The organism is Pseudomonas sp. LP_7_YM (assembly GCF_004364435.1).
GTDB lineage: Bacteria > Pseudomonadota > Gammaproteobacteria > Pseudomonadales > Pseudomonadaceae > Aquipseudomonas.
In genome coordinates this window covers 224,369-243,107 of the sequence record NZ_SOCT01000006.1, presented here as the reverse complement: position 1 = coordinate 243,107, position 18,739 = coordinate 224,369, and the positions used below count along the sequence as shown (strand labels likewise).

General features: G+C 59.1%; 14 protein-coding genes and 1 pseudogene. 3 read left to right on the top strand and 12 right to left on the bottom strand.

Annotated elements, in window-relative coordinates:
* Positions 1-270: 270 nt before the first annotated feature.
* The 12 genes from EC915_RS16545 to iolC all read right to left on the bottom strand — a co-directional run bounded on the left by EC915_RS16545 (position 271) and on the right by iolC (position 15,745).
* A complete protein-coding gene (locus tag EC915_RS16545) occupies positions 271-1,389 on the bottom strand; it encodes a methyl-accepting chemotaxis protein (RefSeq protein ID WP_372237911.1) in 1,119 nt (372 codons plus the stop codon).
* Positions 1,390-2,090: 701 nt separating this feature from the next.
* Positions 2,091-2,495 (bottom strand): TraR/DksA C4-type zinc finger protein, encoded by a 405-nt coding sequence (locus tag EC915_RS16540; RefSeq protein WP_110951874.1) that lies wholly within the window; start codon positions 2,493-2,495, stop codon positions 2,091-2,093.
* Positions 2,496-2,942: 447 nt separating this feature from the next.
* Positions 2,943-3,965: an ABC transporter permease gene (locus EC915_RS16535; RefSeq protein ID WP_133751655.1), complete on the bottom strand. Its 1,023-nt coding sequence runs from the start codon at positions 3,963-3,965 to the stop codon at positions 2,943-2,945.
* Positions 3,966-4,033: 68 nt separating this feature from the next.
* On the bottom strand, positions 4,034-5,602 hold the full coding sequence (locus EC915_RS16530) for a sugar ABC transporter ATP-binding protein (protein ID WP_133751600.1): 1,569 nt from the start codon (positions 5,600-5,602) through the stop codon (positions 4,034-4,036).
* 79 nt (positions 5,603-5,681) lie between these two features.
* A complete protein-coding gene (locus EC915_RS16525; protein WP_133751599.1) occupies positions 5,682-6,611 on the bottom strand; it encodes a sugar ABC transporter substrate-binding protein in 930 nt (309 codons plus the stop codon).
* Positions 6,612-6,680: 69 nt separating this feature from the next.
* Positions 6,681-6,926, bottom strand: coding sequence for a hypothetical protein (locus tag EC915_RS16520; protein ID WP_133751598.1), 246 nt, complete (start codon positions 6,924-6,926; stop codon positions 6,681-6,683).
* A gap of 328 nt (positions 6,927-7,254) precedes the next feature.
* Positions 7,255-8,274, bottom strand: a complete 1,020-nt coding sequence (locus EC915_RS16515) for a Gfo/Idh/MocA family oxidoreductase (RefSeq protein WP_133751597.1) — start codon at positions 8,272-8,274, stop codon at positions 7,255-7,257.
* A 144-nt stretch (positions 8,275-8,418) separates the two neighbouring features.
* Positions 8,419-10,350 (bottom strand): 3D-(3,5/4)-trihydroxycyclohexane-1,2-dione acylhydrolase (decyclizing), encoded by a 1,932-nt coding sequence (iolD, locus tag EC915_RS16510; protein WP_133751596.1) that lies wholly within the window; start codon positions 10,348-10,350, stop codon positions 8,419-8,421.
* 144 nt (positions 10,351-10,494) lie between these two features.
* On the bottom strand, positions 10,495-11,994 hold the full coding sequence (locus EC915_RS16505) for a CoA-acylating methylmalonate-semialdehyde dehydrogenase (protein WP_133751595.1): 1,500 nt from the start codon (positions 11,992-11,994) through the stop codon (positions 10,495-10,497).
* 26 nt (positions 11,995-12,020) lie between these two features.
* The gene (iolB, locus tag EC915_RS16500) at positions 12,021-12,830 is read right to left on the bottom strand and encodes a 5-deoxy-glucuronate isomerase (protein ID WP_133751594.1); all 810 of its coding nucleotides are present in this window, start codon (positions 12,828-12,830) and stop codon (positions 12,021-12,023) included.
* A gap of 2 nt (positions 12,831-12,832) precedes the next feature.
* Positions 12,833-13,753, bottom strand: a complete 921-nt coding sequence (gene iolE / locus EC915_RS16495) for a myo-inosose-2 dehydratase (RefSeq protein ID WP_133751593.1) — start codon at positions 13,751-13,753, stop codon at positions 12,833-12,835.
* 54 nt (positions 13,754-13,807) lie between these two features.
* Positions 13,808-15,745 carry a 5-dehydro-2-deoxygluconokinase gene (iolC, locus tag EC915_RS16490; RefSeq protein WP_133751592.1) on the bottom strand — a complete coding sequence of 646 codons (1,938 nt, stop codon included), beginning with the start codon at positions 15,743-15,745 and terminating at the stop codon, positions 13,808-13,810.
* Positions 15,746-15,979: 234 nt separating this feature from the next.
* On the opposite strand from iolC, the gene EC915_RS16485 reads away from it, so the two are divergent.
* From EC915_RS16485 to EC915_RS25665, 3 genes and pseudogenes are all read left to right on the top strand, one after another.
* Positions 15,980-16,903, top strand: coding sequence for a MurR/RpiR family transcriptional regulator (locus tag EC915_RS16485; protein WP_133751591.1), 924 nt, complete (start codon positions 15,980-15,982; stop codon positions 16,901-16,903).
* A 446-nt stretch (positions 16,904-17,349) separates the two neighbouring features.
* Positions 17,350-18,126 (top strand): annotated as a pseudogene (locus EC915_RS25670) (PAS domain-containing protein); the annotation flags it as partial.
* Positions 18,112-18,663, top strand: coding sequence for a methyl-accepting chemotaxis protein (locus EC915_RS25665; protein ID WP_372237910.1), 552 nt, complete (start codon positions 18,112-18,114; stop codon positions 18,661-18,663). The pseudogene EC915_RS25670 and the gene EC915_RS25665, both read left to right, overlap by 15 nt.
* The last annotated feature ends 76 nt before the right edge of the window (positions 18,664-18,739 follow it).

Here is an 18,739-nt window from a genome sequence, read left to right as displayed (position 1 = left end):
TAAACCCCTGTCTTTTCAAGCCGGTCAACGGTCTTTAGCTCGCAATCGACAGCAGTATCCTCGTAATAAACAGCTTCCGGCTCATCATTTATAAGGCTCTGTACGAAAAGTGGTTGCGCTTGGTGATGCTGCGTCAACAACAAGACTAATGGATGTCATTAAGCCGCATACCCGGCGACGAATATCAAATCCCCAACAGCCATGGCCGGTTATATATAGAATTAGTGATCACCCTCTTTTTTTGATCAACCCTTTTGAAACGCACACGCATTAACGATGACCTGCAGCCCCACCTTCGGGCTTGTAGCCCAATCGCAAGCCTCCCCAATGCCGGCCCTTGACCATGATCGGCACCGATAGATCGTGCATCAACTCGCCAGTGTCGCGGGTGTAGGTCTGCAGCAGGATGGGTTGCTGATGGCTGCCGCAGCGAATACCGGTCCGGTCCTCGAATTTGCGCTTGGTGCGATTTTGTACGGTGTCCACCGCAGCGTCGCCGGTCAGCGGCTTGCTGAACGCATGGTTATGGGTCGGTACGTAGCCTTGCTGCGTACAGGCAATGGCAAATACCAGGCCTTCGTGACGACTGAGCAAGGGCTCCTGAATCGCTGGCAGCACCTGATCGGTATAGCGGTCGAAGCGTGTTTGATATTTGGCTGGTGAAGTATTGCCGATGAGTCGGTAACTGCGGTCAAACAGATCGTCCAGGCTGACTCTGTGCTGGTCGATGTCCTGCTCGAACTTGTTCGCAATCTGGCTCGCACCTTCACGCGCCAAATCGTAAACGCGCTGGTGATAGTCATCCAGCCCCACCTCGGCCAGCCGCTCGCTGATGGTTTCGGCCTGCCCCTCCATTTGCACGGCAGCCTTGGCCAATTGACGCGTTTGCTCATCACTGATGGCCAGGTCGCTGCGCATCTGCTCCACGGCCACGAACAGGCTGCTCAGCTGGGTCTGATTGGTTTCCGCGCCCGCGGCAATCTCGTTGACCTGCCCCTCCACGCCCGCTGCGAGTTGCGCGATGCTCGATAATTGTCGCCCGGTGGTTTCCACCTGCTCGACGCCGCCGCTCAGATCGCCGGACAACTGACGAATCTGTTCGACCACTTGTGCCGTTCGCTGCTGGATGTCGGCGACCATTTGCCCCACTTCGCCAGTGGCTGCGGCAGTTCGCCCGGCCAGGCCGCGCACCTCGTCGGCGACGACCGCAAAACCCCGGCCATGCTCACCAGCGCGCGCCGCTTCAATAGCGGCGTTGAGGGCCAGCAGGTTGGTCTGGCTGGCGATCGATTGAATGACAGAGGTGACCCGTTGAATGTCTTCGCTGCGCTGACTGAGGGCTTCGATCAACTGACGGCTGCTGTCGGCGCGTTCACTGAGCTGGTGCATCAGGGCAATCGACTCTGTGAGCACAGCGAGCCCGGCATCACTGCTTTGCCGCGCTTCGCTGGCCGCACTCAGCGCCTGCTGGCTGAGCGAGGAAGTTGACCTTTCGGTGGCAATCATCACGTCGGCACTGCTGACAATCTGCTCGGCAGCATTGACTTGGGATTGCAGTCTGCTTGCCAATTGCTTGACGGAAAATGCCACGGCTGCGGCAGACAGGGCGTTGTGACTGGTGCTGCGTGAAAGGTCGCGAGTCAGGCGTTCGACCGCGTCGTCATGGTTGGCTTCAGGCGCGGGCAACGCACGCAAAGGCAAGAAACGAGGTAGCCACAGGATCAACAGGCCGAGCGGCAGGCAGGCATAGACCGACCTCAGGCTCCAGGCCATCGCCGCGAATAACAGGCACAGCGCCACACTCTGCAGTACAGGCGTCAACCAGCGCCAGGGCCCGACGGTCGCCAGTGGTAATTGAGGGGAAAGCGTCCCTGTGTAACTTCCGTCAGCAGCCATATCCTTGACCTTCCCTGCTTATCATTATTTGAAAGCATTAAACGTCAGAAGGCGGCAATGCGCCATGAGTCGTTGGTGGTAGTCGGTCGGATTTATCAAAATCAACGACAGGCAAGCTGACTGAAAAAATGCAGACGACAAAAAACCCGACGGCCTCTGAAAGGCAGTCGGGCCTGGCACTCAGGTCGGCTGGATCAGGCCTGACGCTGGTGGCGGTCGATCTGTTCGTGGCGTTCCTGGGCTTCGATGCAGTACTTGGTGGTGGGGCTGATCAGCAAACGCTTCAGGCCGATCGGCTCACCGCTGTCATCGCACCAGCCAAAGGTGTCTTCGGCGATACGGGTCAAGGCCATTTCCAATTGTGGAAGCATGCGCTGGTCGCGCTCGATGACATTGACCAGCCAGTGACGCTCTTCTTCGACGGAAGCAGCATCAGCGGGATCAGCCGGGGTGTCCAGGCTTTCGATAGCGATACGGCTCTGCTCGATGCGCTCGTGGATTTCCACTTTCATGGCTTGCAGCAACTCGATGAAGAACGCATGTTGCTCTGCGTTCATGTAGTCATCGGCCGGCATCGCCAGCAACTTTTCCTTGGTCATTGATTTCTCTATAAAAAAACGTGCATTAAGGCAAATCAAGGGGGCGCTCTGGCCCGACTGTAAAACGTATCGAGATCCCCGGCGCCATCATCTCCAAGCGCCACCTGGCACTCAATTTACGAGGGGCGGCAGTCTAAGGCCGGGTTCCACAGTCGGCAACATAATTGAACAAGATTCACTCAACAAGCCCCCAAATCCCCGTTGTCATTGGGGAAAACCGGTGTTTCAGCAAATTTCAATGCCGTAGTTCTTAACAGCGCGCTCGCCCGCGAATCGCCCAAACAGCCGATATCATCGTCGAGCAACACAGCGCAAGAGCGGGGCAAGCATGCTTGTGCAAGAACGCTGCGGATGTTCTCTGACCGGCCGGTGCCCCGTCGGTTCAAAACCGACATGAAAAAGGAAAAAGGCCTGAAAACAGGCCCTTTCCCGGAATCCATCCCACTTTCAACGTTTGAGCTTGCGTTTGTTACGGTATTGGTCGATGACCACCGCGACGACGATAATCAGCCCTTTGATGATGTCTTGTACATAGGCATCGACACCGACGAAGGTAAAACCACTGGCCATGACCCCGAGAATCAGCGCGCCGATGACCGTTCCGGTGATGCGCCCGACGCCCCCGGAGAGGCTGGTGCCGCCAATGACGGCTGCGGCAATCGCATCCAGCTCGTAGGAAACCCCCATGCCCGCCTGACCGGTGGCAGCCCGTGCCGAAGCGACCACGCCGGCCAGACCTGCCAGCAGACCGGCGATGCTGTAGACAATCACCAGATGACGCTTGACGTTGATCCCTGAGGTCCGCGCCGCTTGCATGTTGCCACCAATAGCGTAGGTGTACTTGCCATATTTGGTGTAACGCAAGGCAATGTGGAAGATCACCGCGACCACCAGAAAGATGATCACGGGCATCGCGCCCTGGCCAATGGCCGTGTAGGAATCATTGAGCATGCTCACCGGCTGGCCACCGGTGTAAAAGCGCGCCAGCCCGCGAGCCGAGACCATCATGCCGAGGGTGGCGATGAACGGTGGAATCCCGGTGATGGCAATGATGCTGCCGTTGATCGCTCCCGCCAGCAGTCCGACCCCAAGTCCGGCGACGACGGGAATCCACACCGGCAGGTCGGTCAGTGACGGAAATACGGCGCGGGCGTAATCGGACGATTGCGCAAGACTGGCGGCGATCATCGCGGTCAGCGCCAGCACCGAGCCCGATGACAGATCAATGCCGGTGGTGATGATGACTTGCGTCACGCCAATCGCGATCATGCCGATGATCGACACTTGCAGGATCATCAGCACAAGCCGTTGAGAGTTCATGAGGAAACTCTGATCGCGCACGACCCAGCCAAACACCTCGAAAATCAGGGCAATACCGATCAGCACCAGTAGGATGCTCAGCTCGGTGGGCATCCGGCGTTTATGCCGGGTTGGCGCCAGGGCGGGTTTGTTTTCCAGTATCGCGTTCATCTTCATACCTGCCTCTTGTTCTTGTCCCGGCCACAACAGGCCCAACGGCCTGAAACGGGCCCTTGGCATCAATGGATCGAATTACCCGAAGCCAGGTGCATGACCCGTTCCTGGGTTGCGTCGGCACGGTCCAGCGTGCCCATCATTTCGCCTTCGTGCATGACCAGCACGCGGTCGCTCATGCCCAGCACCTCCGGCAGTTCCGAAGAAATCATGATCACCGCCATGCCCTCACTGGCGAGCAGGGAAATCAGCCGATAAATCTCGGCCTTGGCGCCGACGTCGATACCGCGGGTCGGTTCGTCGAGAATCAACACCCGGGGATTGGTCATCAACCAGCGCGCCAGCAAGGCTTTCTGCTGATTGCCGCCGGACAGGGTATCGATGCACTGCTCAAGCGATGGCGTCTTGACCCGCAGCTTCTTGCACATGTCTTCGCAGAGTGTGCGCAGCGCCTTCTGATCCACGAAGCCGCTGCCGGCGTAATGCGGCAGCACGGCCATCTCCATGTTTTCCAGGACCGAAAGGCACGGAAACAGACCGCTGAGCTTGCGATCCTCGGTCAAGAGGGCGAAACCTTTTTCGATGGCGAAGTGCGGGCCGGTAACCTTGATCGGCGCGCCATCCAGGTAAATGTCACCCCGGGTACAAGGGGTGATGCCAAAAATCGTTTCGGCAACATTGGTGCGCCCTGATCCCATCAGCCCGGCAATGCCCAGCACTTCTCCGGCATGCAGATCGAAAGAAACCCCCTCGAAAACACCGTCCAGCGACAGGTCACGTACCGACAGCAGCAGCTTGCCTATGGGCGAGTCACGCAGGGGAAACAATTGGGTCAGTTCCCGGCCCACCATCATTGAAATCAGGCTGTCGCCGTCCATGCTGTCAGCACGTTGCAGACCGATGTAGGCGCCGTCACGAAACACGGCGACTTCATCAGCGATGGCGAACACTTCGTTCATCTTGTGGGTGATGTAGATGATGCCCTTACCCTGGGCGCGCAAGTCGGCAATGATCGAAAACAGGTGGGCCACTTCCTTCTCGGTAATAGCCGACGTTGGCTCGTCCATGATCAACACGTCGGAGTCATAGGACACCGCCTTGGCGATCTCGACCATCTGCCGCTCGGCGATGCTCAGATTGCCGACCTGCTCTTCGGGATCGAGGTTGATGCGCAACCGCTCCAGCAACTCGGCGGTGCAGCGGTGCATGGCCCGGTGATCGACCATGTGCAGGCCGTTGAGCTGTTCACGGCCGATCCAGATGTTCTCGGCGATGCTCATGTGCGGCATCAGGTTGAGCTCCTGATGAATCATCGCGATACCCGACTGCAGTGCAGCCAGGGGCGTGTCGAACACCACCGACCTGCCCCGCAGGCGGATTTCGCCAGCATCGGGCTGGTAGATGCCCGCGATGATTTTCATCAATGTGGACTTGCCCGCGCCGTTCTCGCCCATCAGGGCCAGTACGCTGCCGGGCCGCACGCGCAGTTCCACGTTGTTCAGCGCCACCACGCCGGGGAAGCCTTTGCTGATATTGGTGATTTCCAGCAGATAAGGATGCTCGGCGGTGCTGGTAGCGGGTTCAGTCGTTGCGCCGGGAATGGCAGGGGTCGAAGCAGTAGCGCTAGCGTGCATGGTCACAGGCTCCTCAAATGACATCGGTGGCAGAGGCCAGGCAGCCCTCTGCGTCCGGTCAGTTGTTGTGATGTGAACGTTATTTGAAGGTGCCGACGTTGTCCGGGGTGATCAGCCTGAAAGGAATCACGATGGCCTGCTGCGGCAGTGCTTCCTTCTTCGCCAGCTTCACCGCCGCGTCGATGGCTCCCTCGCCCTGGCCTTTGGCGTCCTGGAATACCGAGACCGTCAGATCGCCCTTCTTGACAGCGGCCAGACCATCCGGCGTGCCGTCCACACCTGCGACCAGCACATCACCCTGCTTCTTGCCGGCCTGTTTCAATGCCATCGAGGCACCAATGGCCATCTCGTCATTGTTGGAAACCACTGCACTGAAGTCGCGACCCTGAGTCAGCCAGTTATTGGTGATGTCCATGCCTTTCTGCCGGCCCCACGCACCTTCCTGCTCTTCAGCGATCTTGATATCCGGGTATTTTTTCAACACTTCTTTCACGCCCTCGGTGCGGTCGCGGGTGGAGTTGTTCGACAGCTCGCCCAGCAAGATAACGATGGTGCCTCTGCCGCCAAGCTTGTCGGCAATGTATTGCATCTGTAGACGGCCGGCTTCCTTGTCATCGGAGGTGACCGAAGCCACACCCGCTGGCAGTTTCGGATCGTCAGGGCGACGGTTGACGTAGACCAGAGGAATGCCGGCGGCGGTGGCCGCTTTGGTGATGCGTCCGGTGGCGGCAGTGTCGACCGGGTTGACGATCAGAGCGTCGACTTTTTTGCCGATCAACTCCTGAACCTGATCGAGCTGCTTGTTCACGTCGTTGCGCCCGTCGACGAATTGCAGATCGACGCCGCCCATATCCTTGACTTTATTACCCATGTCCTCGCGCATGTAGGTCAGGTAGGTGTCATCGAACTGGGACATGGCAACCCCGATTTTCAGATCGGCCGCCAGGGTCTCACCACTGCTGAGTAGCAGGGCCAGAGCCAAAGAGGTAAAACGGGCTTTGGTATTCATGAACGGTCTTTCTCCAAATTCTTGTTGTTGTAGTGAAATTGGCTAACGACTGCTGGTGTTCGATGTTGTTCAGGGTTTGGGAGAAGCCGGGTGATCGACGAAGTGCGGGTTGGAAAAGTGCGCGACCGACGCTGCCGAGGTGCCGCAGATCATGACCCCGTGACGTTGTACGCACAGGACGCGAGCGATGGTCTCAAGGGTTCGATCCAGCGCTGCGGCAATCGCTGGCTGGATACGCGACGCGGCATCGGAGGGGGTGAGCGGGGATCCAGATGCACGGCGGCAAACCTGGGCGGCATGTTTGAAGATGTTCATTGGCGGTACCTGTGTTTTTGGCTTTCTTGTTTTTGTTTCGTTCGTCCTGCCCTATTTCGCAACGGCTTGTGAAGGGCCTGCGACAGGAGGTCTGGACGCCGATTGCGGCAACCTGAAAACGACTCTATTGGAAAATAATTTCTACTTCAACCAGTTTTAGAATTTATTTCTATTTCGGTTTTTATTGGCTTACGCCTCGTTCCGAAGGCAGGCGCAGGTCCGCCCGCAGGAGCGAATTCTCGATTGGACGCTACCGTCGATACACCGCTATCGCCGGACCTGTCTTGCGCGAATGAATTCGCCCACCGTTCGAACCGTGAAGTGCCTGTTACAGCTCTACAACCCTTCCCTCCAGCGCACTGACCCGCGCCGCATCCAGCACCTTCGCCGACGCTACCGCCTCCCGCGCATCCACCGGGTTGCGGCCCTGACTCATCACTGCTTCTTGAAACTGGCGATAAAACTCTGTCCAGCAGCCGCGCTCGGACGGTACGCGTTCGCGATGCTCACCCTGCTCGAACCAGCCCCAGCGCCTGTGCTCTTCGACGCCCCAGCGCTCGCCTTCGGATTTAGGGGATAACCCGGCCAGGGTTGCAGCTTCCTGACCGTCGAGGCCATCGACCGTGTAACAGCCCTTGGAGCCGTTGACCCGAAACCTTGGCCCTTGGGCGTTCTGCAGGCAACTGCCCCACAGGTGCGAAGTCACTCCGCTGGCATGGATCAAGGAGACGAAGAATCCGTGATCGACCGTTTTCTGCAGTGTGGCGAACTCCAGTTCGGCATAGACCCGTTTCGCCGGGCCGAACAACAGCAACGCTTGATCTATCAGATGGCTGCCCAGATCCCGCAGAACCCCTCCGCCGCTCTCCTTGCCCACCGAAGACGGCGTATACCGCTCGACCCGGGACTCGAAACGAGTGATCTGACCCAACACGCCCTGATCAATCAGCTTGCGCACCGTAAGGAAATCCGAATCCCAACGCCGATTCTGATAAACGCTCAGCAGCACACCGCGGCGCTCAGCAGCATCCACCAGCGCCTGGGCATCTTCGGCATTTGGAGCGAATGGCTTATCGCTGATCACCGGCACGCCGAGTTCGATGGCTTGCAGAATCAACGCGTGACGCGAGGCCAGCGGGGTAGAAATCACCACCGCATCGACACCGGCGTTCACCAGGTCGGCCATGCTGTCGAAGGCCGCGACTTTGGGGTAATCCTCTTTCAGGTCCTGGCGGCGTTCAGGTGATGTGGTCACCACACCGGCAAACGTCGTGCCGGGCATGCTTGCGATCAGCGGGGCATGAAAGAAGCGGCCGCCCTTGCCGTAGCCGATAAGTCCGATTTTCATCTCTATCTCCTCTGCCTGTAGCAATCTGCTCTACAGGATGAATACGTTTTCACCTGCACGAGCGCGCGTGCCCGCGATCAGGGGTGTGTCAGACGCGAACGACAGACCACCATCGCGGGCAAGCACTCTTCTACAGTGTGTTCGTCAATACTTTCTGGCCTTGGCCAGCATGGTTTTCTGGCGCTCGTGAGCCTCGGCAGTGGCACCGCGGGTGGACACTTCGGCCACGCCCACCCGCCACCACGACAGGTAGCCGTGGATCATGGTCTTGGGCAGTACCTTGATGTCGATCAGGGTCGAAACCGTTTGCTTGCGCGCATCAATCAGCGCCGCTTCCAACTGCTCGGCGGTAGTCACCTTGTACGTCTTGCAACCATAGGCCGCCGCGCTCATGGCGAAATCCACCGGCACGAAGTCACCATCGAGCAGCCCGCTCTCAGGATTGCGGAAACGGAATTCGGTGCCGAAGCTGCCCATGCCATTGCCCATTTGCAGGTTGTTGATGCAACCGAACGCCATGTTGTCCAGCAACACCACGTTGATCTTGCGCCGCTCCTGAATCGAGGTTGCCAGTTCCGAATGCAGCATCATGTATGAGCCATCGCCGACCAGTGCATAGACCTCACGCTCCGGCGCGGCCATCTTTACGCCCAACGCAGCGTTGACCTCATAACCCATGCACGAGTAACCGTACTCGACGTGATAGCTGTCGACACTGGTGCTGCGCCACGCCCGTTGCAGATCGCCGGGCAGGCTGCCCGCCGCAGCGACGATCACCGCGTCCTTGGGCAATTGCTGATTGAGCAGGCCCAGCACGCGGCTTTGAGTCAGGCACGAGCCGGTCATCTCGATGAAGTCGCGCAGCACTTGCGGGTCCAGATGTCCGGGCACTTCAGGTTCAAAATCCTGAGTCTGGTACTGCACCGCGTACAGACGATCCACTTCGGTATCCAGCGCGGCACGTGCTTGTGCAGGCGCGTTACCCCACTGTGCACAGTAATCGCCCAATCCCTCGGTCAGCTCCTGCAACGCCAACTGCGCGTCGGCCAGCACTTGGACGCCTTCGAGCTTCTGCACATCGAAGACGCCAACGTTAAGATTGAGAAATTTCACGTCAGGATTCTGAAACAGGGATTTGGAGCCGGTGGTGAAATCGCTGTAGCGGGTGCCAACGCCAATGATCAGATCCGCCTCGCGAGCCAGGGTATTGGCCGCCAGCGTACCGGTCTCGCCGATGCCGCCCATGTTCAGCGGGTGCGCCGAGACGATGGCGCTCTTGCCAGCCTGGGTCTCGCTCAATGGAATGCCGAAGCGTTCGGCGAACGCCTGCAACTGCGCAGCGGCTGCAGAGTAGCGCACGCCGCCGCCGCAGATCAGCAGGGGTTTGCGCTTGCTCTTGAGCAGCGTCAGCGCGTCCTTGAGCATGGCCTGGGTCGGCGGACGCCGGTCAATGCGGTGCACACGCTTTTGCAGGAACGAATCGGGGTAGTCGTACGCCTCGGCCTGCACGTCCTGTGGCAACGCCAGGGTCACAGCGCCGGTTTCAGCGGGGTCCGTGAGCACGCGCATGGCACAAAGCGCAGCGCTCATCAGTTGCTCGGGGCGATTGATCCGGTCCCAGTATTTGCTCACGGCCTTGAATGCGTCGTTGGTGCTGATACTCAAGTCGTGGAACTGTTCGATCTGTTGCAGCACCGGGTCGGGCTGGCGGCTGGCGTACACATCGCCGGGCAGCAGCAATAACGGAATACGGTTGGCCGACGCAGTGGCGGCCGCGGTGATCATGTTCGCCGCACCAGGCCCCACCGACGAAGTGCAGGCGTAGATCCTGCGCCGCAGGTGTTGCTTGGCGAAGCCCATCGCGGCATGGCACATCCCTTGTTCGTTGCGACCCTGATGCACGATCAGGTCGCCGCTGTCCTGCTCCAGTGCTTGCCCTAAACCCAGTACGTTGCCGTGGCCAAAAATGGTGAACACACCGGCGACGAATTTGCTCTGCACGCCGTCGACTTCAACGTACTGATTATCGAGAAACTTCACCAGGGCCTGGGCCATGGTCAATCGAGTCGTGGTCATGCTTGCACCTGGCTCTTGAAGATGAGGAGGTATCGGAGGTCATGAAACTGTGTACCCATTCAACTGACTACCCGCAGATCCCTTGGGCGTGAGCTTGCTCACGCCCTCAGCGGTAGGTGATCACCCGCAGGTAACGTCAGCCTCTTATTTCGCCGTTGGCATGCTGAACTCGGCGCCCTTGGCGATGCTGTCCGGCCAGCGCTGCATGACGCTCTTGTAACGGCTGTAGAAGCGCAGGCCTTCTTCGCCATAAGCATGGTGATCGCCGAACAGCGAGCGCTTCCAGCCGCCAAACGAATGCCAGGCCATCGGCACCGGAATCGGCACATTGATGCCCACCATGCCGACCTTGATAGTGCGCGCGAACGCACGGGCTACGCCGCCATCGCTGGTGAAGCACGACACGCCGTTGCCGAACTCGTGAGCGTTGATCAACTCCACCGCAGCGGCAAAATCCGGCACATGGACGATGCCCAGCACCGGTCCGAAGATCTCTTCCTTATAGATAGCCATGTCCGGGGTGACCTCATCGAACAGCGTGGCCCCGACGAAGAAGCCGTTTTCCGCCCCCGGCACCTTGAAATTGCGCCCGTCGACGATCAGCTTCGCGCCTTCTTTCACACCCTGATCGATATAGCCCTCGACCTTGTTCTTGTGCACCGCAGTGACCAGCGGCCCCATGTCCGAATCGGCATTCATGCCATTGCCGACCTTGAGCGAGTCGATGCGCGGCAGCAGCTTGTCGATCAGTTTCCGGCCGACATCGCCCACCACCACGGCGATGGAAATGGCCATGCAGCGCTCCCCTGCCGACCCGTAGGCCGCGCCGATCAAGGCATCGGCAGCCTGATCCAGATCGGCGTCGGGCATCACGATCATGTGGTTTTTCGCCCCGCCCAGCGCCTGCACCCGTTTGCCATGGGCGGTGCCCTGCTGGTGAATGTATTCGGCAATCGGCGTCGAACCGACGAAGGAAATCGCCTCGATGCCTTTGTGTTGCAACAAGGCATCCACCGCCACCTTGTCGCCCTGCACCACATTGAACACGCCGTCGGGCAGACCGGCCTGCTTCAGTAACCGCGCCATCAGCAGGCTGGCGGAAGGGTCGCGCTCTGAAGGCTTGAGGATGAAGCAGTTGCCAGTCACCAACGCCATGGGAATCATCCACAGCGGCACCATCACCGGAAAGTTGAACGGCGTGACGCCAGCGCATACCCCTAACGGCTGGCGCAGGTTCCAGTTGTCGATGCCACCGCCGATGTTGTCGCTGAAATCGCTCTTCAACAGGCTGGGTGCACCACAGGCGAACTCAACGATCTCGATACCGCGCACCACTTCGCCCTTGGCATCGGAGAACACCTTGCCGTGTTCGCGGCAGATGATCTCGGCCAGTTCATCATGGTGCTTATCCAGCAACTCCTTGAACTTGAACATCACCCGCGCGCGACGCAGCGACGACTGGTCAGCCCATGCCGGAAACGCAGCCTGCGCTGCCGCAACGGCTTGATCGACAGTCTTCAATTCAGCGAGTGCAACGCGGGCCTGCACGGCGCCAGTTGCCGGGTTGAACACATCGCTGAAACGCTCGCTGGCGTCTTGCTCCTGGCCATTGATGTAGTGGCCGATGATCGGGGCGTTGCTCATGGCGGGCTCCTTGAGAATGGGGTGATTTACAGATCCATCAGCCATTGATGCTGTGGATCGTTGTGGAATTGCCAGGCGCGTTTCGGCCCGGCCATCACGTTCAGGTAATAGGATTCGTAGCCATAAGGCACGCTGACCGGGTGATAGCCTTTGGGCACGGTCACCAGGTCATTGTTTTCCACGGCCATCGCCTGATCGATGCTGCGATCGTCGGTGTAGACGCGCTGGAACACGAAGCCTTGGGGTGGGTTGATCTGGTGGTAATAGGTCTCTTCAAGAAAGCTCTCGTGGGGCAGATCATCCTTGTCGTGCTTATGCGGCGGGTAGCTGGAGGAGTGACCCGAGGGCGTGCGCACTTCGACCACCAGCAATGAATGCGCAGGCGCGGAATCGGGCAGGATGTCGCAGACATAACGGGTGTTGGCCGCCTTGCCACGCACGCTGCGCTTCATGGTGTCGGGGTTGATCAAGCGTGCGGGCAGATCGCGAGAGCCGTCGCCTGGCGCAGCACACACCGCAATCTGCACCGCGCTCAGCGCAGTCACTTGAGCCTGACTGTTTGGCGGCAGGTACACGGCAAACGGTGATTTGTCCTCGAATACCGACTGCCGATCGCCGATGTTTTCCCAGTTGAACGCGCCCTGCCCCGGCGCCTCGCCGCTGACACTGACCCGACCGCTGAGCAGCACCAGGCACAGTTCCTTGTCTTGGGAGTTGACCGGAAGACGCTCGCCGACCGTCAACCGGTGCGCCGAGAAACCGACGTACTCCAGCACGCCCTCGCCCAGCGCCACGACATCACGCCCGGCGGCTTTGCTTTTCACTAACAGGTTCATGTTCACAGGCTCCTTTGTGCAGGGTTCTGTTCATGGGTGGCGGCCAACAGATTGCGCAGCGTGTCATAGCCTTTTTTAGCGTAGGCATAGCTCGGCGCCACAGCCGGATCCTGTTCCGCCTCGACCACCAGCCAGCCTTCGTAGCGGGCGTGTATCAACACATCCAGCAGCGCGGCGAAATCGATGTCGCCATCGCCTGGCACAGTAAACGTGCCGTTGACGATGCAGTCCGGGAAGCTCCACAAATTATTGCGCGCCAGTTGCACCACCGCTTTGCGCACGTCCTTGAAATGCACGTGACAGACTCGGTCGATGTGTTTGCGCAGGACCTGCAAGGGCTCACCGCCGCCCATGTAGCAATGCCCTGAATCGAACAACAAGCCGACCTCGCTGCCGGTCAGGGCCATGAGTGTGTCGATGTCTTCGGGGGATTCGATGTAGGCGCCCATGTGGTGGTGATAGCCCAGGCGTACGCCTTGGGAGAGGGTAAAACGCGCCAGCTCCGTCAGCTTGTCAGCGTACTCCCGCCAAGCGGTATCGCTATGAAAGCGCGGGCGCTCGACCAGACGAATGCGTTGTCCCTGAATCGCGTCCGCCACCTCGCCATACACCAGTACCTTGGCGCCGTTGTATTTGAGCAGTTCGACGTGGGCACCAATGGCTTGGATCTCTTCGGCCACCGAGCGGCTGGCCAGGCGACCGGAGTACCAGCCCGATACCAGTGCCAGATCATGGGGCCTCAGCACGTCAGCCACGCCTTTGCCGTCCTTGGGAAATTTGCCGTTGAGCTCGAAACCCTCGTAGCCGATTTCCTTACCCTCAGCCAGCGCCGTACTCAGCGGGGTTTCGCCTCCAAGGGCGGGCAAGTCGTCGTTACTCCAGGAAATCGGGTTGATGCCAATTCGAATTGCGGAAGCGGGCATGGCTGCACCTTTATTGTTTTTGTCGCCTTGAAAGTGTTCACGCGTCCTACGAAATCAGGCTCTCGCCTCGCGCCAGGACTCGATCAAAAAGCCAAACGTGCTCTGCACGCGACTGATCAGCCCGGCGTCGTCGATCTCCCCTTCCAGCCAGGCGCGGCTCGGTTCGTGGAAAATCGTGCGGCCCACGGCAAAGCCGCGGCAAGTCGTGCTGTTACCGGCAGCGCGAAAACCGGCAGCAAGGGTTTCGGCCGGCGCGTTGAGCCCCAGCAGCACCACGCCTCGGCAATACGGATCGCGCTCCTGGATCAGGGCATCGAGTTTTTCCCAAACCTGGGCCGATTGCGTTTCGATCTTCCACCACGCCGGGTAGATCCCGAGGTTGTACAAGCGCTTCAACGCACGGTAGATCACATCGGGGTGGCTGCCAGGTTGATCTTTCGGCGGGATGATTTCCAGCAGCAGTTCATGGCCACTGGCCTGAGATGCCTGATACAGCCCCATCAACTGCGCTTCCTGTTCCAGGCGCAGCAGCGGTTCGTCATCCGGGTGGTATTGCACCAGGCACTTGATGATCTGCTCTTTGGGCCATGTGAGCAGATTGCTGCCCACCGAACGGCCGTGTTCGAACGCCAATGGCCGCGAGCCTTGCACTTCGACCGGCCGGGCGATCCACCAGCCCCTTCCGGTGGCCGTGTTCAACGAATCCTGGCCGAAACGCTGATCGGCCAGCAGGCCGACATCCGCTTCGATGCCGCGCTTTTTCAGGTCAGCCTCGACCCGCTCTACCGCCTGAATGAACAGCTGCTTGAGCTGACCGATGCAGGCCAGGTCACGCCCTGCCTTCTGCGCCAGTTCCACTAACTGCCCACGGTGGTCGAAGGCGAAGATGAACAGCTGTTTCCACTGTTTGCGCGGCACGCTGACCTGATGCAGACGTTGCAGGACCAGATCCTGATCGGGCCGGGTAACCGGCACCGGGCTGCTGAACAGGTACTCCAGTTCTACCAGCGTCGGCATGGCCGGGGCACAGGCATGGCGGGAGACCACTAACCCGCCGCAGGCATTGGCAAGCTGACAGCAGCGTTCGTCACTCTCCTCATTAAGCCAACCTTTAAGGAAGCCCGACATGAATGCGTCGCCCGCGCCCAGCACATTGAGGACTTCCACGCGCACGCCGGGGTAAATCGCACCATCTTGGAGCCGTGAAGGAATGGCGCCGTGAATCACCGTGCAGCCCTGAGGGCCGAGCTTGACCACAAGTGTCGCCGCCGTCAGCTCGCGGACCTTGCGCAAGGCGCCGAGCAGATCGGCCGCCCCACCGGCAATCAGGAATTCTTCTTCGGTGCCAACGATCAGGTCGAAACGCGGCAGGATGCGTTGCACGTGCTGACTGACCTTCTGATCCGCCACAAAACGGGTTTCGCCATCTGCCTTGCCGGTCAGCCCCCAAAGCACCGGGCGATAGTCAATATCGAGTACGCGTTTGACAGCGTGTTTTTCGGCATGGTCCAGCGCCACGCTGCTGGCCTTGAACACCTGGTCGGTAGAGAAGTGGGTGCCGGTGATGAGCAGCGCTTTACTTGAGGCGATCTGCGCTTCGTTGATATCTTCGGCGCACAGGGCCATGTCGGCGCAGTTTTCCCGATAGAACACCAACGGAAAGGTCTCGCGGTCCTTGATGCCCAGCAGAACCATGGCGGTGAGGCGCTCGGCATCGACCTTGATGCCGCTGACATCGCAGCCTTCGCGAGCCAGGGACTCGACCAGAAAACGCCCCATGTGATCGTTGCCGACGCGAGTCAGCATGGCTGACTTGACGCCCAGGCGTGCGGTGCCAAACGCGATATTGGCGGAGGAACCGCCCAGGTATTTAGCGAAACTGCTGACGTCTTCAAGGCGCGCACCAATCTGCTGCGCATAAAGATCGACGCCCAGGCGCCCCAGGCATACCACGTCCAATGGACGCCCACTGGCAAAACGAGTCTGGCCCATGCTGGCTCCTTTTATTTTTATTAAGCCTTGGCTCAAGCCCGAGGGCTCGATGCCTGTCTGTGGATGCAGACTAGAACGGGCAGAAGCAAGGAGCAATGTTTTTTCTAAATTTTTTTCATGTGGAATATTTTTTCCACCTCAAGCAAAGGATGACAGATCGTGCTAAACAGGCAGGATATAACCCACAAGCCCTGTAAACTGCGGGCCATAAGAGAAGCCTGAGGAATTGACCGCATGTCCAGCACTGATCAGCCAGCTTTGCCAGATACCGACGACAGCGCGCCGTCGCCCGTCAATGCGCCGGAAACCGCCGATGCACTGCTCAAGCTGATCACTGCCGAATACGAAGGCCTGCCGCGCCAGCTCAAACGCATTGCCAGCTACATGAGCCAGCAGAGTGACCGGATCATGGTCGACCGCATCAGCGACATTGCCCGTGAATGCGAGGTGCATCCCTCAGCCATCGTGCGCTTCTCCCAGCGTTTCGGATTCAGCGGATTCAGCGAAATGCAGGCGCTGTTTCGCGAGGCCTACACGCATAAAGCCACGCCGGTGCAGAACTACCAGCAGCGCATCCGCAGCATGATCGCCAACAAATCGAAGAAGGCCAGCGGTGGCGATCTGGCGCGCGAATGCGTCAACGCCACACTGTCGGGGCTTGAGCGCCTGGCGCTGGAACTGGATGACGAAGCCTTTGAAAAAGCAGTGGACCTGGTGGTCAATGCCGACAACATTTATGTGGTCGGCGTGCGCCGCTCGTTCGCCGTTGCCGATTATCTGGTGTACAACCTGCAACACACCAACAAGCGCATTCATCTGATCTCAGGGCTGGGCGGCAGCTACCGCGAACAGATGCGCAGCGTGCGCGCCAATGACCTGGTGATCGCCATCAGCTTTACCCCTTACGGCAAGGAAACCCAGCACTGCCTGCGCATCGCCCAGCATCATCAAGCCAAAACCTTGATCATTACCGACAGCAATCTGTCGCCGCTGGCCAAACGCGCCAACGCGGTATTGCTGGTCAATGAAGGCAGTTCGTTTGCGTTCCGTTCGCTGAGTGCAACGCTGTGTTTGTGTCAGGCGTTATTTATCGCAGTGGCGTATCGGCTGGAGCTGAAGGTGGACGAGATGTCGGAGCAGGTGGGTTTCGAAGATTAAAAACCGGAGCCGGTCGCGGTCTTGGAGACGACGCTGAACTCAACGGTGGGATTTATTCGCAAGAGGCCGGTACAGCCAACCCAGTTTCATCGCCTGTACTGGCTTTCGCGAATGAATGCGCTCCCACAGAGAACTTTACGCGCCTGCATTATCCCCGTGGCAGACGTCGCAGGTTTCGACGGCAGCGAACGCTGCTAAACCGGGTCTGCCTGATACTCCGCTTCGCTACTGTCGTAACCTTCAGAAGCTCACACAGCAACCAGAAGCTCACACAGCGACAATCCTGTACAAGCTCTAAAATTTGTACAAGTTATGTGTAGCTTTTTGACATTTCGTTTGTGATGATCGCGTCACTGCAAAACGGAAATCGCAGCTGAGTGTTGACCTGCGCTCTCAAGGCCACGGAATGGGATCCCTTCGTCGTTCCATCAGCCCGAGCCACCATCATGTTTTTCGATTCGTCCAAAAACAAAATCATCCAGGACCTGCAACTGACTGTCGCGCATCAGGCCAGTCTGCTGGAGGCTATCAGCCGCTCCATGGCAAGCATCGAGTTCGACCTCAATGGCGTCGTGCTCAAGGCCAATGACAACTTTTTCAAAGCCATGCGTTATCGCCCCGAGCAGGTAATGGGCAAAGAACACCGCATGTTCTGCACGCCCGATTACGCCCGCAGCAGCGAATATTCGCAGCTGTGGTCACGCCTGCGCAGTGGCGAGTTTGTGTCCGCGACTTTTCAGCGGGTGGCAGGAGACGGAGCGGCGGTTTGGCTGGAAGCCAGTTATAACCCCGTGCGGAATACCAGCGGCAAGGTGGTCAAGATCGTCAAGTACGCGATGGACGTGACCGAAAAGCTTCGCGCCGAGAGCGAAAGCCGCAACAAGCTGCAGGCCATCGACCGCGCCATGGCGGTGATCGAATTCGATCTGGACGGCAAGATCATCGCGGCCAATGACAATCTTCTGCGTTTATTGGGTTACAGCCGGCAGGAGTTGCTGGGCAAGAATCACACACTGTTATGCCCCCCTGAACTGACCCGTGGCGAGCAGTATCAGGATTTTTGGCGGCGACTGAACAAAGGCGAGTTTTTCAACGGGCAGTACAAGCGCGTGGGTAAACACGGGCAGACGCTTTGGCTCGAGGCTTCTTACAACCCGGTCTACGACGCCGGCGGTACGCTGAGCAAAATCGTCAAGTTCGCCTCGGACGTGACCGCTCGCATCGAAAAACACGAACAGGATTCCCAGAGCGCAGCGCAGGCGTATCACATCTCGGTGCAGACCCGGAAAGTCGCCGAGCAAGGTACTCAGGTGATTCAGCAGGCTGCGGGGGAAATGCGCGAGATTTCGCGCAATATCGAAGATTCGTCACGGGTTATCGGCCTGCTGGGCGAGCGCTCCGAGCAGATTACCGCCATCGTCAACACCATCCGCAGCATTGCCGACCAGACCAACCTGCTGGCGCTCAATGCCGCCATCGAAGCTGCGCGCGCCGGGGATCAGGGCCGTGGGTTCGCCGTGGTCGCCGACGAAGTGCGCCAACTGGCGGGACGTACCAGCCGCTCGACCGAGGAAATTTCGGGGATGATCCAGCTGATCCAGAATGAGACGCGTCAGGCGATCGTCAGCATGGACAATACCCGCAGCAACGCAGCCAGGGGCGTGGAGCTGGCTAACCAGGCCGGGGCCTCCATCGTGCAGATCAGCACGGGTGCTCATGAAGCGGTCGAAGCAGTCAGGATGTTCGCGGGGAGGGACTGATTGAAAGCCTTCATCCAAGCAACCTCTGTGGGAGCAAATTCATTCGCGAAACGGCGGTACAGTCGATCCATCGCTC